The organism is Sulfurimonas sp. (assembly GCF_047622445.1).
Taxonomy (GTDB): Bacteria; Campylobacterota; Campylobacteria; order Campylobacterales; family Sulfurimonadaceae; genus Sulfurimonas.
The window spans coordinates 1-16,744 of record NZ_JBLHOE010000030.1 but is presented as its reverse complement, the minus strand read 5'-3'; the positions used below and the strand labels follow the sequence as shown (position 1 = coordinate 16,744).

12 protein-coding genes are annotated in these 16,744 nt (G+C 33.4%); 8 read left to right on the top strand and 4 right to left on the bottom strand.

Translation table 11 applies throughout. From position 1 onward, the window contains the following. Window positions 1-22 precede the first annotated feature (22 nt). Window positions 23-1,462, bottom strand: a complete 1,440-nt coding sequence (gene nadB / locus ACI9TV_RS08250; protein WP_415250302.1) for an L-aspartate oxidase — start codon at window positions 1,460-1,462, stop codon at window positions 23-25. Then, complete coding sequence (locus ACI9TV_RS08245) at window positions 1,459-1,593, bottom strand: hypothetical protein (RefSeq protein ID WP_415250301.1); 135 nt, start codon at window positions 1,591-1,593, stop codon at window positions 1,459-1,461. Before ACI9TV_RS08245 ends, nadB begins: the two co-directional genes overlap by 4 nt. Between ACI9TV_RS08245 and ACI9TV_RS08240 the strand changes: the two genes are divergently transcribed. The 6 genes from ACI9TV_RS08240 (at window position 1,594) to ACI9TV_RS08215 (ending at window position 9,751) form a co-directional block, all read left to right on the top strand. Next, entirely contained in the window at window positions 1,594-2,046 is a 453-nt protein-coding gene (locus ACI9TV_RS08240; RefSeq protein ID WP_415250300.1) for a hypothetical protein, read from the top strand. It abuts the gene before it with no gap. Beyond that, the gene (uvrC, locus tag ACI9TV_RS08235) at window positions 2,036-3,838 is read left to right on the top strand and encodes an excinuclease ABC subunit UvrC (protein ID WP_415250299.1); all 1,803 of its coding nucleotides are present in this window, start codon (window positions 2,036-2,038) and stop codon (window positions 3,836-3,838) included. Before ACI9TV_RS08240 ends, uvrC begins: the two co-directional genes overlap by 11 nt. A 71-nt stretch (window positions 3,839-3,909) precedes the next feature. Beyond that, on the top strand, window positions 3,910-4,323 hold the full coding sequence (locus ACI9TV_RS08230) for a PAS domain-containing protein (RefSeq protein WP_415250298.1): 414 nt from the start codon (window positions 3,910-3,912) through the stop codon (window positions 4,321-4,323). Window positions 4,324-4,332: 9 nt separating this feature from the next. Next, entirely contained in the window at window positions 4,333-6,039 is a 1,707-nt protein-coding gene (locus ACI9TV_RS08225) for an Hpt domain-containing protein (RefSeq protein ID WP_415250297.1), read from the top strand. Window positions 6,040-6,042: 3 nt separating this feature from the next. Further along, window positions 6,043-9,363 (top strand): ATP-binding protein, encoded by a 3,321-nt coding sequence (locus tag ACI9TV_RS08220; protein WP_415250296.1) that lies wholly within the window; start codon window positions 6,043-6,045, stop codon window positions 9,361-9,363. Between the two features lie 10 nt (window positions 9,364-9,373). Further along, window positions 9,374-9,751 (top strand): response regulator, encoded by a 378-nt coding sequence (locus ACI9TV_RS08215; protein ID WP_415250295.1) that lies wholly within the window; start codon window positions 9,374-9,376, stop codon window positions 9,749-9,751. Window positions 9,752-9,757: 6 nt separating this feature from the next. On the opposite strand, the gene lon is transcribed toward ACI9TV_RS08215, so the two are convergent. Beyond that, complete coding sequence (lon, locus tag ACI9TV_RS08210) at window positions 9,758-12,175, bottom strand: endopeptidase La (RefSeq protein ID WP_415250294.1); 2,418 nt, start codon at window positions 12,173-12,175, stop codon at window positions 9,758-9,760. A gap of 14 nt (window positions 12,176-12,189) precedes the next feature. Beyond that, window positions 12,190-13,245, bottom strand: coding sequence for an outer membrane protein assembly factor BamD (gene bamD / locus ACI9TV_RS08205; RefSeq protein WP_415250293.1), 1,056 nt, complete (start codon window positions 13,243-13,245; stop codon window positions 12,190-12,192). A gap of 122 nt (window positions 13,246-13,367) precedes the next feature. On the opposite strand from bamD, the gene fliW reads away from it, so the two are divergent. Together fliW and ACI9TV_RS08195 are read left to right on the top strand one after the other, a co-directional pair. Further along, complete coding sequence (gene fliW, locus ACI9TV_RS08200; RefSeq protein WP_415250292.1) at window positions 13,368-13,748, top strand: flagellar assembly protein FliW; 381 nt, start codon at window positions 13,368-13,370, stop codon at window positions 13,746-13,748. Between the two features lie 260 nt (window positions 13,749-14,008). Next, window positions 14,009-16,744: choice-of-anchor L domain-containing protein (locus ACI9TV_RS08195; RefSeq protein ID WP_415250291.1), on the top strand; the 2,736-nt coding region annotated here is incomplete at its 3' end.

Genomic DNA, 16,744 nt, shown 5'->3' with positions numbered 1-16,744 from the left:
GTTCTCCTAATTATACTAATTCTTAATCTACTCTAGTATGAACACCAATAGATTTATCTCTTGCTAAGGCTGATTTTACAATCTCTCTAGCCGTTAACAAACGAAATTGTAGTAGTCTACCAACTTTTTCATTTAAAAGAGCATTAATTTGTTCCAAAGCTTCATTTAGTCCACTTTTAGACCTCACTATTGAGACCTTTTCCCACATAATTTTACGAAGTTGATTCTTCTTTTCTTTATCTTTTCTAAGGCTCATTGTAGTATTTAAGACGTCAAAGCTAAGAAATGTTTTCTCAGTTTTATTATTTAAAATACTTGTTACCGCCTCTTTTGCAAATACTAAGCCTTCAAGAAGTGAATTTGATGCAAGACGATTTGCACCATGAACTTGCGTTGAAGCAACTTCACCTACGGCGTATAGGTTTTTTATACTCGGAACTCTACCATTAAGTTGCGTTTTTATACCGCCTATAGCATAATGAAAGGCTGGGGATATAGGTAGTCTTTGTTCTGGTAAATCATACCCCAAGTCCTGAAAATATTTAAAAATATTTGGAAATCGATTCATAAAATAATGGTATTCGAAATTACTCATTGACAAATATACTTGCGATCCTGTTTTTTTTACATAATCATAGATAGCTTTACTCACGATATCTCGAGAAGCGAGTTCACCACGTTCATCATAGTCAAACATAAACCTTCGTCCATCTTCATCTTCTAAAGTAGCACCTTCCCCACGAAGTGCTTCTGTAAGTAACATTTTTTGTGCATTATCTGAATTGACGTATACCGTTGGGTGAAACTGCATCATCTCCATTCGCTCTAATTCAATCCCTTTCATAAGAGACAGCCCTTGTAAGTCTGCGCTAATGCAAGGGGCATTTGTGTGGTACTCATATAGTGAGCCGACTCCACCACTAGCGATAATTACATCACGAGCATAGATATTGTAGCTCTCGCGATGATCAAGAACAGTAACCCCGTAACATTCGCCATCTTTAATGAGTAAATCAACTACTCTGGCATTTGAGAGTTGGGCATGAGGATTATTCTTGAGTAAAAAATGATGTATGTATCGCCCAGTTGCATCTCCCCCAGCATGAAGAATTCTCTTACAGGAATGTGCGGCCTCTTTCGTGTACAGTAAATTACCAGATTCATCTTTATCAAAATCAAAACCACGTTCAATAATATCATCAATAACTTCTCGAGAGTTGTTACTTAAAACATTTACTGCGTCACTAGAGCATAATCCGTCTCCAGCATTAAGAGTGTCCTCGATATGAGGTTGTATATCATCATTATCTCGAGCAAGAGCAACTCCACCCTGAGCATAGAAGCTATTACACTTAAAAGTTTCACGTTTATTTATGACAAGTACTTTTTTTGTTTTTGGCAAAAGCATCGCTGCGTATAAACCTGCAATACCAGCACCAATAATTATTACATCATATTTCATTTCTTAGTGCTTGGCTCTTTTAGTATAAACTTAACATTTTCATCTTCAGAAGTAGCTTCTTGTACATAAAATGGATTAGCTTTATATCCACACCCATTTAGACCTAACAAAAACATCGCTATAATTAGCATATGAAAAATGCTACTCAAATAATTACTACTCTTCAAAATAAACCTCAATTTTCTAAATTAAAAAAATTTAAATGTATTGATAAAATACAATCTATGTTTATGCCTTCATTTACAAGATTTGTAAAATTTGCATATTTTCAGAATAATACCCTATTTTTTGTCCTAAACCATAATGCTGGTAAACAAGAGTTCAACAATCAGGTAAAAAATATCAAAAGTGTTTTAAATTTTCACACACCAGATGAATGCGAAAGTGCGACTATAACTGATATAAAAGCTTTCGTTACCCATTCTCCAATCAAAAGACAGGAGCCAAAAAAAATTGCTAGACAATATTACAAAGAAAGAGCAAGTGGTGAAGTATGCGTACAAATTCACGATGAAAAATTAAACTCTCTTGTAAGAAGTATTCAAGAAATTATAAAAGCCAGACAAGCCAACAATGACACTTAGAGAAAAAATCATTCAACTCCCACATACTCCGGGAGTGTATCAGTACTTTGATAAATATGAGAACTTACTTTATGTGGGAAAGGCAAAGGATCTTTCTAAACGGGTAAAAAGCTACTTTAGTTTTACGCCAGAACTTCACCCCAAAAGTACTTTATCTACTCGAATTATTCGGATGCTAGAACAAACTACATCCCTCCATTATATTGTCGTAAAATCTGAGCATGATGCACTTATCCTTGAGAACTCTCTCATCAAGCAGCTTAATCCTAAGTATAATATCTTACTTCGTGATGACAAAACATACCCTTATATTTATATAGACAATTCTTTAGATTTTCCAAGATATGACATTACAAGAAAAATTATTAAAAGTGCAGATATTACATATTTTGGTCCTTACTCTGTTGGAGCTAGAGATATTTTAGATTCTGTATATGAATTGTGTAAACTTGTACAAAAGAAAGGCTGTTTAAAGTCTAAAAAGCTTTGTCTTTATCATCAAATAGACAAGTGTTTAGGACCCTGTGAACTTCCGATCACGAAAGAGCGTTATAAACAAGAATTAGATTTAGGTTTAGAGCTTATTCAAAACAAAAAACTTCTTATAAAAAAGCTAGAAGAAAAAATGCTTTTTTATGCAGAAGATATGCGTTTTGAAGAAGCTGGGGAATTACGCGATAGAATTGAGAAAATTTCTCGTTCTGAGATTAAAAGTGACATTGATTTTGCGAGTGGTGAAAATTATGACATTTTTGCAGTTAGCAATTCTCAAAGCCGTGCAGTTGTAATTCGAATTTTTATGAGAAACGGTAAAATAATTTCTTCCTCTCACGACTTCATTCAACTTAATGAAGGTTACGATGAAAATGAGATATATCTACGAGTATTGTTAGATTTCTACACTAAAGAAAAGCCTCCTATTATTGCCCCTATTTTAGTTGCTAATGATTTTGATGGTCTTGAAATTATACAAAAACATTTAAGCTCAATTTTTGAGAGAAAAGCGCACATAAATAGACCTTTGAGAGGGGATAAAAAACATCTAATTGATTTAGCTCTTTTAAATGCAAATGAGCTACTAAAAAAAGATATCTCTAAAGACTCGAATCAAGTCCTAGAAGGAATAAAAGACTTACTCCATTTACAAAGACTACCTTTACGTGTGGAAGTATTTGACAACTCCCATATGTCAGGAGTTGCTACAGTCGGAGCCATGATAGTCTATGATAAGTCAAAATTCGATAAAAAATCATATCGCACTTATCATTTAGAGGCAAAAGACGAATATGCCCAAATGAGAGAAACTCTTACAAGACGAGTAAAGAGTTTCGAGAAAAACTCACCTCCAGACTTATGGATAATTGATGGAGGAACTACTCTTTTGAAATTAGCTCGCGAAATACTAGACTCTTCTGCTGTTTTCATAGATGCGATAGCTATATCCAAAGAAAAAATCGATGCAAAATCTCATCGGGCAAAAGGAAAAGCCTTAGATATTCTACATACAAGCGATGAGAGTTTTAAATTGCCAGCAAGTGACAAACGTCTTCAATGGGCTCAAAATTTAAGAGATGAAGCACATAGATCCGCAATAACTTTTCATAAAAAAACAAAATTAAAACTTGATAAAGAGTCAAAACTTTTAAATGTATATGGTATTTCACCTGCTAAAGTGAAAAAACTTCTTAATCATTTTGGAACTTTCGAATCACTGAAATCTTTAAGCCTTGAGGATATAAGTGCTGTTTTAAATACAAGTGACGCAAAACTAATCAAAAACATTTATAAATAAGTATTCTTTAGTATAGTTTATGATATATTAAAGTTATTAATATTTTAGATTAAAAGCTATAAGGTTTTATTATGAGTAAAGTAACACCAATTGATGAAGAGTACCATTTTGAAGGGAGCATCATCATCTCCCAAACTGACCTCTTAGGTAACATTACATTCGCAAATAGAAAATTTTGTGAAGTCTCTGGCTATGCCGTCGATGAACTTGTCGGAAGTTCACATAATATCGTCAGACATCCAGAGATGCCGAAAGCCGCATTTGAAAAAATGTGGAATACCATATCCAGTGGTCATACCTGGAACGGTCTTGTCAAAAATATACGCAAAGATGGTCTTTACTATTGGGTTGATACTGAAGTTCTACCTATTGAAGACGAGCACCATAATGTAATAGGATATATTGCATCTAGGAAGCCTGCTTCTAGAAAAAATATAGAAGAAAATGAAGCTACCTATGAAAAAATGTATGCAGATCAGGGTTAAGGTAGAATAATGCTAATTTACAACCATAAAAAAGAATTTATAGGTATTGACGAATCAGACCTAAATATACTTGGCTTTACAAATTTAGAGGAATTAAAAAGCGAAGCTTTAGACTTTGCTGACATGTTCGTTAAGACGCCAGGGCATGTTCACAACTTTAAACATGTTCATTGGATTGATTTTGTCATATGTGCAGACTCAATAGAAAGTACAAAGGTAATTATCAATGCTAAGGATAAAAAATTTCGTTGTCTTTTAGATGTAAAAACGCTGTATCTAAGCGATGATCCTACTTCAAAAGCTTTTTTAGTATATCTAAGCAATATACGAGATTTACTAGATAACAGCGATGTATCTAATATATCCTTAGCAAAACCAGTAGCGACACCTATCCCTACTCCAATTGTAACTCCTGTATTTATCTCCCCTGCTATTGAAGAAAAACCTCTTTTGGAGCTAGAAGAAACTATACAAGTGATAGAAACCCCTGATAGTTTTCATCCAGCCATTGACTTAGATCTTCCTTTAGACCTTCATTTTACAGATGACCTTACAGAAACCGATACTTTAGAAGATGAGTTAAAAATCGATTTAGACCTCCCTGATACCTTCGAAGAAGCTAACCATGCTACTACAGAGGAAGTTCAAACATATTCAGAGGCTTTTGATAACGGATATGTATTCGACCCTCATGTTGCTTCGGATGAGCTTGGTCTTCCTGTTGATTTGATTGAAGAATTTATCGAAGATTTCATTGCCCAAGCTAAAGAGTTTAAAAATGAGTTGTACCAATCACTTGATACAAGTGATGGGGATAATATTAAAATACTCTCTCATAAACTCAAGGGCGTTGCTGCAAACTTGCGTATTGAAGATGCCTTAGAAAGTTTAACAATCATAAATATCTCTCAGAATCTTAATGAGATTAAAACACAATTAGATCTCTTATATAATATTGTTTCAAAACTTGCTGGTGAAACAATTTTGGTTACCAAAAATGAAAATACACTGGCAGACGTATCCGATACTAGTCCTATAGAATTCAATGATACAGAAGAAACTCAAGAACTTCTAGAACTCACTCCCTTCAATGAAGAAATGACAGATATTTTTTCTCCTAAAGAAGAAGTTATTCTTGAAAAAGAAATTACTGAACCGGAGATAAGAATTGATATTCCAGAACTTGCGGATGATGATTTTTTAAAAGAACTAAATATAGAAGTAACGCCAGAAAGCTCGATTGAATCTAGCGAAAGTACCGAAGTAAGTGAACTTGAAGAGTTCAGCTTAGAGAATGACATAAACTTAGAAGAAGACCTTGATATCTTCACACAAGAAGAACCTCAAATTACTGAAACTAAAATCATTGAAGAAGTTCCCTTACCTATAACAGAGCAAAAAGCATCAAGCTATGATGCCAAACTCGTAGCAAGTGAGATAGGTTTAAGTCAAGAAAACTTTATGGAACTTTTTGAGGATTATTTAATTGAATCTAAAGAGTTATCCCGTAGTATTTCCAAAGCTATAGAAGCTAATGATCCAGAAACTTGGCAACATAAATCTATCCAACTTAAAGGTATGAGTGATAATATGAGAATAAAAGACTTTACAATGTACTTAGAAACGCTTATCCAAACGCAAGATATAGAAATAGCAAAAGATGCTAGTTTAAGAATTTCTCAAGCTCTTGTAGCTATATCAAATGTAGAGGGATAAAAAATGCAATTTGGATTAAAAAACAGACTTCGACTTATTAGTTTACTACCGATACTTTTATTATTTGCTATAACAACATATTTTGCCTACACTTCTTTTATTAATTACAATGCGGCAAAAGAACTGCAAAGTAAGCTCTCAGAAAACAAACAACTAAGTGACCTGATCGGTAATATCTCTAGAGAACGTGGTATGACTGTAATCTATCTTGGTAATTCATCACCAAATACACTTTCTTCTCTCCTTAAACAAAGAAAAAATGTTGATGATCAAAGTACACTATATCTATCAAATATGAATCTACACCTAGAATCTCATGATGATAGTGATGATAAGTCCTCATGTGAAACATGTGCAAATACACAATCAATTAGTGCATCTATCGATAGTATAAAGGAGATGAGAAAGCTTGTTGATGAACAAAAAGCTTCTTTCAAAGAGGTCTATGAGGAAGTCTATGGTTCCGCGCAGCATAATGCAATTTTACAGCTAGAGGCACTCACTAAAAATCAAACTGATGAAGAGATTAAAGAGCTTTCTGACGCGTATACTTCTTTAGTACACATAAAGGCATTTACAGCTGAAGAAAGAGATTTAATCTCTTACACTCTTGCACGTTCTTCTACACTACAAGCAGAAGAATTAAACCTTTGGATTTCACTTATTGGGAAGTCTGCATTCATTGCTTATGACACTTTAACAAATAAAGAGCTTGGCAGTAAGCTCACATTAATATTTAAAGATGAAGATAACGTAGAACTTATAAATGACATCAATGAAGAGAGAACAGCGATCCTCTCTCTTGCAAGTACTGGAGAATATGAGCTAGGTTCTGGTATATGGTTTACTATGCTTTCTGAGAAGGTAAATATTATCTCAAACGCACAAGAAACAGTTCTAAAAGCAATGGATGAAAGAGCATCTCAAGCGCAGACAGATGCTTTACAAATTCTTATCTTATCAATTACTGTTTGGTTCACTTCCATTGTCATGGGTATGTTGGGATACTTATTATCTAATGAAATTGCCTCAAATATTAAAAACCTTGAAAATGTCCTTCGTGGTGTTGCAGAAGATACAAGAGATACGCATGGCCATGCAATTACTATTGACCTTCACTCTTCAAGTGGAACGGCTGAAGCTTACAAACTTCTCGAAACCATTATCCAACAAACACGAGACGATAAAGTTGCAGCACAAGAAGCAAGTGAAGCGAAGTCTATGTTCCTTGCAAATATGTCGCATGAAATTCGAACGCCGCTTAATGGTATTGTTGGTTTTACTGAACTTTTAAAAGATACTGGCCTTGAAGAAGAACAGGCTGAGTTTGTTGAAATAATTGAGAAATCGTCTGAAAACCTTCTTGAAATTATCAATAATATTCTTGACCTTTCTAAAATTGAGAGTAATAAACTTGAGATTGAAGATATTATCTTTAATCCTATAGAAGAATTTGAAAGTGCAGTAGAAGTTTACGCTGTTCGGGCAAGTGAAAAGCATATTGATCTTGGATGTTTTATAGACCCAGAGCTTGAACAACCACTCAAAGGTGATCCGACCAAGATTAAAGAGGTCATTATTAATCTTCTTTCAAATGCAGTTAAATTTACAAGTAGTTCCGGTTCTATAAATGTAAATATTAGAAGAGTAGAGTCCCAACAAGCTGGAATAACAAAAGTTATGTTTGAAGTACAAGATAGTGGTATCGGTGTAACAAGTGAGCAAAAATCAAAAATCTTTGAAGCATTTTCCCAAGCGGATACATCAATTACTCGTAAATATGGTGGTACGGGTCTAGGGCTTACTATTTCAAGTAGATTTATTGAACTTATGGGTGGAGAACTTGATCTTCACAGTGAAACTGGTGAAGGCACTACATTCTTCTTTAGTATTGAGTTTGAAGAGATAGAGACATTAAATGAAACAAATAGAGGTAATTTTTCAAATATTAATGCTCTTCTTCTTGAAGACGCACACAAACCAAAAGCTCAAGCTATATACCTTAAAGAATATCTTGATTTTTATGGTGTAAGCTATACAATATTTAAAGACAAAAGTGAATTAGAAAGCTTACAATCAAGAGTTGATTACGACCTACTTTTTGTTGATTATGATTACTGTACAGATGTAGATAACTTACAAAATTATGCATCACAAACTCAAGAGTTTATCTTACTTACTAAAGCAACCTATATAAGAAAGTTAGATGCCCTTAACCTTAATACGTTTAAAACATTATTTGAGCCACTTACCAACTCAAAAGTCAAAGCTTTGCTTGATAATTATCATTCACAAAACTTTAAACTAAAACAAAGTAAGAAAACAAATCGCACAAAATTTAATGCTGACACTTCAAAATTTAATGCTAATGTTCTTATCGCGGAAGACAATATAATCAATCAAAAGCTTATCAAGAGAACTCTCGAAGATATTGGCTTAACAATTACCATAGCCAACAATGGTCTAGACGCTTTCCAAAAAAGAAAAGATGGAAACTTTGACTTGATGTTTATGGATATTCAAATGCCTTTTCTTGATGGAGTTGAAGCAACTCAAGAAATTCTGGAGTACGAAGAAGACTACAATCAAGTACATGTTCCAATCATAGCTTTAACAGCAAACGCATTAAAAGGAGATCGTGAACGATTTCTTGCAGCGGGCTTAGATGAGTACACAACGAAACCATTAGTAAGATCTGAAATTATTTCTCTACTTAATCACTTTTTAGCTGATCATATAATTGAAGTAAAAACAGAAGATGTAACTCAATCAGATGAAGTTATTGTAGAAGAACTAGCTCTAGAGCCAATTATTGAAGAAGTAAAAGAAGTTACTACATTCGTAGAAGTAGAAATTACTGAAGAAGCTATCATTGAAGAGAGTACCATTGACATAGTAGAAGAAGAGATTCTCGAACCTGTGGAGACTGAAGATCTTATCCCCGAGATACTAGAACACACATATAAAGCAGATATTTTACTTGCTAAAAAAAGTCTTTTTGAATCAAAACTTTTTGCTAAACTTCTAGACTCTATGGGGTACAGTTATGATGTTGCTCATTCAAATGAAGAGATTCAAAGTTTTGTTGAGGCATCAACATATAAGGTTATTCTTTTTGACAAAGAATGTGAGGGACTTGACCTACCTGCATTCTCCAAAAAAGTCAAAGATTCAAATGAAAGTAAACAACTCTCTACAAGTCTTATTTTAATTTCTGACCCATCAAGTCCAGAAGCTCCAGAAGATAAAGTATATGTTCATGAAACAATCAAAAATGTTGTAAACAAAGACCTGCTTAGACTTGTTTTTGAAAAATTTATTTAAAAGGTAACCAATGTCAAAAGAAAATTTAATTGTATTAGCCGTTGATGATGATATGATAAACTTAAAATTACTAAAATCTATGCTAATGAAAAGTGGTAAAGTTCAAGAAGTGATCGAAGCTAAAAATGGTTCTGATGCTATTGACTTTTTAAAAGGAAGAGAAGATATTGACTTAGTACTCTTAGATATCATTATGCCTATAATGGGTGGAATTGATGTATTAAAGGTTGCGCGTGCAGATGACAGACTTGAACAAGTTCCCATTATTGTTTTAACAACAGACGAAACAAAAAAAGGGGAAGCTCTAGAATTTGGAGCAAATGCTTTCTTGATGAAACCTATCAGAAGAGATGATCTTATTAGAAAAATTGAAACTGTTTTAGTCTAACAAGTTCTATATAAGAACTTGTTTTAGTACTTCTTCTACTCTCCTCATTCCAACAATTTCTAGAGAGTCTTGTACTTCTTTAGGAATATCTTCTAAGTCTCTTTCGTAATTCTTTTGAGGAATTAACACCTTAGTCATGCCAGCTTTATGTGCAGCAATAAGTTTTTCTTTTAATCCACCAATTGGCATAACATCTCCACTAAGTGAAACTTCTCCTGTCATTGCAATTTCTGAGCGTATTTTTTTTGAACTTAGTATAGATGAAATAACACAAACCATAGCAACACCTGCACTTGGACCATCTTTAGGAGTCGAACCATCTGGAACATGTAAATGAATATCGTAACGCTTATACACTTCACTCGGGTCCACTTTTATATTTTCATCTTTTTCTTTAAATGATAAGGGAACATTTTCCATATCAATTTGTAATATTCTTTTATCTACCAATGTTTTTACAACACTCATAGCAATTCTAGCTGACTCTTTCATAACATCACCTAGGCTACCTGTAAGCTGAAGATTACCCTTACCTTTAATACGAATAGTTTCTATCTTTAAAACATCCCCACCAACAGCTGTCCATGCAAGACCATTAACAACTCCAATAACAGGAATCTTATCTGTTTTTTCTATCTCAAATACTGACTTATCAAAAAAGTCTTTTAAGTTTTTTAAAGATACAGAAACTTTATTTACTTCAGGATTCTCTAGTATTTGTTTCGCTGATTTACGACTCATATCTGCAATACGACGACGTAAGTTTCTCACGCCTGCTTCTCTCGTGTACGAATGAATTAACTCTATAAGCGCTGGCTTAGAGATACTTACTTCACTATTTTTAAGACCATGCTTTTTAAGTTCTTGAGGTACAAGATATCTTTTTGCAATTTCGAATTTTTCTTGTGGAGTATATGAACTTACTTGAATAAACTCCATTCTGTCACGCAGTGGAGTTGGAATACGACCAACATCATTTGCTGTTGCAATAAAAATAACGTTGCTCAAATCAATATCAAAGTTTAAATAATAATCCCTAAATTCAGAATTTTGTTCAGGATCAAGAATCTCTAAAAGTGCGGCTGTTGGATCACCACGTTGTGAACGTGTAATCTTATCTATCTCATCGAGGACAATTACAGGGTTCATCTTCTTAGCATCGATAAGACCTTGTGTAATACGCCCTGGCATAGCACCAACATAAGTACGTCTATGGCCACGTAACTCATTTACATCTTCAAGCCCACCAAGAGCTATACGAATAAGAGGACGCTTCAGTGCTGTTGCGATTGAGTTAGCAAGTGATGTTTTACCAACACCTGGAGGTCCAGAAAAACATAAAATTGCACCTGCAGAATTTTCATGACTAATGCCACGTAATTCTAAAAGTTCTTTTACTGCAAAATACTCAACTATACGTTTTTTAGGTTTTTCTAAAGAAAAATGGTCTTTATCTAGTTGTACTTCTACTTCTGAGATTTTCAGTGCTTTTCGAGCTTCCTCGCCAAAAGGAATTTCTAAAACCCAATCAAGATACGTTTGTGTCATAGATGCATCAGAGGAATCAGGATGCATACGAGCAAATCTATCTATTTGTTTTTTAATCTCTTTATAAGCATCTTCGCCCATTTTCGATTTTTTTGCTTCACACTTTTTACGATATTCTTCTATCTCTTCATCACGAGCAGTATCTGTACCTAACTCTTTTTGAATTTGTTTAAGTTGTTCTTTTAGAAAATACTCTTTATTTACTTTTTCAATCTTTGTGTGTACCTTTGACTTAATCTCTTTTTGAAGTTTATTTGCTTCTATTTCTTCTATAAGATAGTCAATTAGAAGTAAGAATCTCTCTTCGGTATTTACCTCAACAAACATTTTGTATGCTTGATCTTTTTTTAACTTTACCGTAGAGCAGATTAAATCAATTATACGATTATGGTCATGATTCTCTTCTATAGTTTTGAGTAAATCTGGTGGGAAGTAGTTACTTACAGCTGAAAGTGTTCTTACCTTTTCACGTACAATCTCTAAAATTGCATCAATCTTAAGCGAATTTACTTCTGTACCCTCAAGAATATCAACATGAGCGATAAGCGGTTCTTCACTTACTTGATGTAACATTTTTGCACGTGCGAGACCTTGAAAAAGAACCTTTACCCTACCATCTGGAAGTGCTACTTTTCTCATTATAGAACCAACAACACCAGCCTCATAAAGTGAGTCAAAGTTTCTTTCACCTACATGTGAATCTTTTGTTGAACACACGATAACTAAAGAATTTTCTTCTATAGCTTTACTTGCAGCCTTAATATTATCTTCATCACTTAAAAAAAGTGGTGAAATCATAAATGGATAGAGAAAAAGTTCATCTTCTGCTATAACAGGCACGTCTGCTGGAAATTCACCATAATTACTTAATTTCATATTTTTATCTCTCTTTAATTGTTTAATATCTCGTTTTCTAAATCTTTAAATTCTTCGTCACTAAGAACACCCTCATTTCTTAAAGCTTTAGCTTTTCTAAGTTGAGATTTTTGCATAGAAGAAATGTATTTTGTAGTCTTTCCTGAGCTAATTTGTACGTCTTGGTAATATGAATGCGCGTCTTCACCAAAAGTCTCTTTTCTTAGATTTTGGTACTCTGCATCACTAAGTATTCCAGAGTCTCTCATCTTTTTAGCTTGTTCTAATTCTTTATTTTGTTTTCTTAAAGTTGTTCTAAAATTTTCTGTATTTTCAATAACTTTTCCCTCTTTTGGAGGAACAACGTATTCTTCTTGTAAAGTGTTACGTGAAACAACACTTTGCGTATCTGGAATCATAAAAGCATACCAACTCTCAGTACCATCACCTTCAAACCATTCTCTATACCACGCTGTCTTTGCTCTATCAATCGCTTCCCAATTAATCCATGTCTGAGGTCTGATACTTCTATAATATGCTGCAGACCTTGGTTTATCTAACCTGTCATAAAGATTTGCAATAGACTCGTTTAAAGCAGCTTCTGCCATCCTAAGGTTTGTAAGCATCGTATCGACTATTGAGTAGTACATTGACTTCGGATAAGTTCGCTTGAACACTTCGCCATCACGAATCGCTTCTTGCATAAGAACCTGATCACGTCTAGGATTTGGAAGAGCCATGTACTTTGCTTTTATTTTCATAAATTCTGCAAATTCTCTTTCATTAATATTTGCGTACCTTTTTACATACTCATTTGAGAAATGCTCACTTAAAAGATACTCTTTATAATGCATATGTGCAATTGCTAAAATCAGTGTTGCCTCAGGCAAAAGTGGCGAACCAATATGTTCACCTTGAAGAGAACTATAAAAAGCATCCGCTTTATCAAGGTCATGATTTGCAATTGCAGATACAAGTTGAGAGTACCAGTATATTGCAGGCTTGTTATATTCATCTACATCTTTAGAACACCCGCTAAGAAGTATAAGAGAAGTCAAAATGCTAAGTATAAAACTGCTTGTAATTTTCATAAATATAAAGTCCTAATTAAAATTGTTTGTTATTCTATCTAAAAGAGATGTATATATGATTAAAGAAGGTACATTTTATGCTTTATACTGCTATAATAACCCATATTTTTCAAAGGATTTTAATGAAATTTGATATAAGTGTCCCTCTTTTAGGCTTCGAAGACGTAAAGGAAGTTGAGTTAGAAAAAATTGATGATATTTTTATGAAGATGCAATCTACAACAGAAAAGCATATCTCATTTACGCTCATAAATCCATTTATTTTAAGAGAATACGACTTTGAAGTACCAACAAATATAAGTGAAATTATCAATGCTACACAAGAATCAAACTTATTAATTTTAAACATAGTTTTAATCCAAACGCCAATAGAAGATTCAATAGTAAATTTTGTTGGTCCACTTGTTTTTAACACTGACAACAATAAAGCTGCTCAAATTATTTTATCTGATTCACCCGTATACGCAGTTGCTGAAAAAATTTCTAGCTTTTTAAATAAATAAAAGAATAACAATACTTTAATTTATTTTATATATGGAAGATAAGTGCTGCACTGTTTTTGAAATAAATATGCCTGAAGGATATTTATTTCAAATATTTTAAGATTATCTCTGAAAGCATTTAAATCTAATCTTTTTTTTTAAATAAACTTTATCACTTTAAGAATAAATTACTTAACAAAGTAGTACAATGAATTTAAGACAAGTATAGAACACTGTTGAGCCCAATTTAGCTGTTCACTTTTTTTCATGAGGAGTCTGTTATGAAAACCTTATTATTTTTACTTTTTTTTACTCCTGCTTCACTTTTTTCCGCTATAACTTTTTCAGATGCTGCTACGGCTCAGCAACTGGCAGAGCAAATTGAGGGAATTGGTATAGCAATTACAAATCCAACTATTACTCATGGAGATGATGGACAAAGAGGTATCTTCTCAAATGGTACTGATATTGGACTAGAGATTGACGAGGGTATTCTTCTCACATGTATGAGTGTAGATGAATCTTTTACAACAAATGACTCTGGGGGTAAATCAATTACTGCTTCTGGAACCTATAATGATGCCGATTTATTAGCTATTGACAATAGAGCCTTTTATAATCCTATCATATTTGAATTTGATGTAACTTTAGATGAAAACACAAGACTACTACTCATAGATTATCAATTTGCTTCAGAAGAATATAATGAATATGTTGGTTCCCAGTTTAATGATTCATTTGGATTTTTTATATCCGGAGGAGATTTAAATCAAACATATAATATTGCTAGAGTCGTAGATAGTCAAACATTTGTCACAGTCGATGATATTAGTAACTTTCCACCCGTAACAGTAAACAATGTAAATGATGGAACACTTGGAGTTTTTGATGATAGTACTCCAGAAGACTTAACAAATGCTGCTTTTTTTATAGATAATACAGGTGGAGCAATCACCGTAGAGTATGATGGATTAACCCATACTCTTCACGCAGCACTTGATAATTTGACACCAGGTGTAACCTACCACTTTAAAATGGCACTTGCAGATACAGCTGATTCAGCATGGGATACCGGTGTCTTTGTAAATAAAATAAACGGTTTAAGAGAACCTACTATATGTTATGACTACGCATATAAACAAGGAGAACAATATATAACTAACGATTACAATTCTTCAACTGGTCCTGTACTTACTGGAGATGTTATAGCTAATAATACAGACTATCCAATAGAAGTTTCTATGTATATTAAAAATACTAAAGATTCTGAAATAGTAGCAACTAATGTAACTCTTGATTTTTTTGATTTTAACACAACTCAAGTAACTTATAAAACAGAAAGTTCTTGGATAACAGAGACTGGTGAACTCTATAGAACAAAGATTGATGATGCAGATCTAAATGTAAGTGATTCTTACGTAAAAGATCTACCCATTGACTCTTTTGATGCTTTTGAATATTTTTATAGTTATTTTTCAATTGATCCATTGATGAGTGATCTTTCTATGCCAATATATGCCCGGATAAATTATAATTTAACCATTCCACTGTCTGCAACTGAAAATGTATCCTTAACTAGATCTAGTTTAATCAACTCAGATGTGCCTATATGTAGTGCAACTTCTGCCTATGATCCTGTACCTGGACTCTTTACTGTAGTACATAATGATTACTATAACCTGGATGTCTCTCCTCCTCCAACTATTACAAAATCATACTACAACATCCCAACGCAAGTAGCATCAAGAGAGGGTAACTTTAAAGTAATCTCTTTAGATGCTAACAACTCTGATGAACTAGTCGAACGTTCAACTGTAGTAGCTGTTGAACTAGTAGATATTTCTGCTTTTCACGATACACAAGCATCATGTAATGAACAATCAGTTGCTATAAGTGATAGAATATGGATTCAAATTGGTACTTATGAAGATGGAAATCAAACCTCAACAATGTTTGATAAAGATGCTATACAAGCAGCAATAGATGATGGTAGGGTAACTTTAACCAATGGAACACAAACTATCAGTAATAGTTGGGAGTTTTATCAAAATGCTAGATCTAATGCAGCTTTTAGAATTAGCTACAACATGACTACTGATGGAAATAATGATTTAGTTAAAATTGAAGCAGGTAGACGTGCCGGTACATTTAGTATTAATTTTACAGAACTCGTACAAAATATAGGCGAATGCAGTCAAGATATGGATGGGATATTAAATAATACAGATACTGTTGCAACCTACTGTGGAAATAATAGTGATAGACTGACGCCTGAGGATATCTCAATATGTATGGAGTGTATATATGGATACAACACAAAATTTGATTGTTCTAGGGATAATTTATCTATAAGGCCAGAAGCATTTTTAATGCATATATATGACCAAAATCAAACAGACCCTGAAAATCCAGCCACTCCACCAATTAAACTAACCACAAACTACTCTGGAGTTACAGCTGCAGTTGCAACTGCAAATATAAATGAGATAAACATTGCCTCAGACTATAATTACGCTTTAGAAATAAATGCTACAAACCACCGTAATAATACATCATCTAAAGGATATTCAAAATCTTTTGATCCACTTGTTAGTACAGATGATATAGCTCATTATATCTTTGAACCTAGAGATATAACTGTAGCTAACTCTAGTTTTTTTTGTAACGATACCAATGACTCAAATATAAGCTTAAGCTTTTTTGATGGTGAAGTAGATATCAATACTTCAGTTAATCAAGTTGGAGAATACCAATTAAACATATTAGATACAACATGGACTACAGTTGATAGTGATCCGGCATTGATGACTCACCATACAGGATCTTATTTCTTAAATGCAAATGTACCCGATTGTTCACTAGACACTACTATTACATTCCCGGTTAATATAACAGTAGACTTAACAGATTCGACCACTCTATCAAATACACTCATTGGATGTAATATAAGCAGTACTCATACAGGAAGTACTTCAAACCTTCTATATAATGACTATGACATAGAATTTCATCCTTAT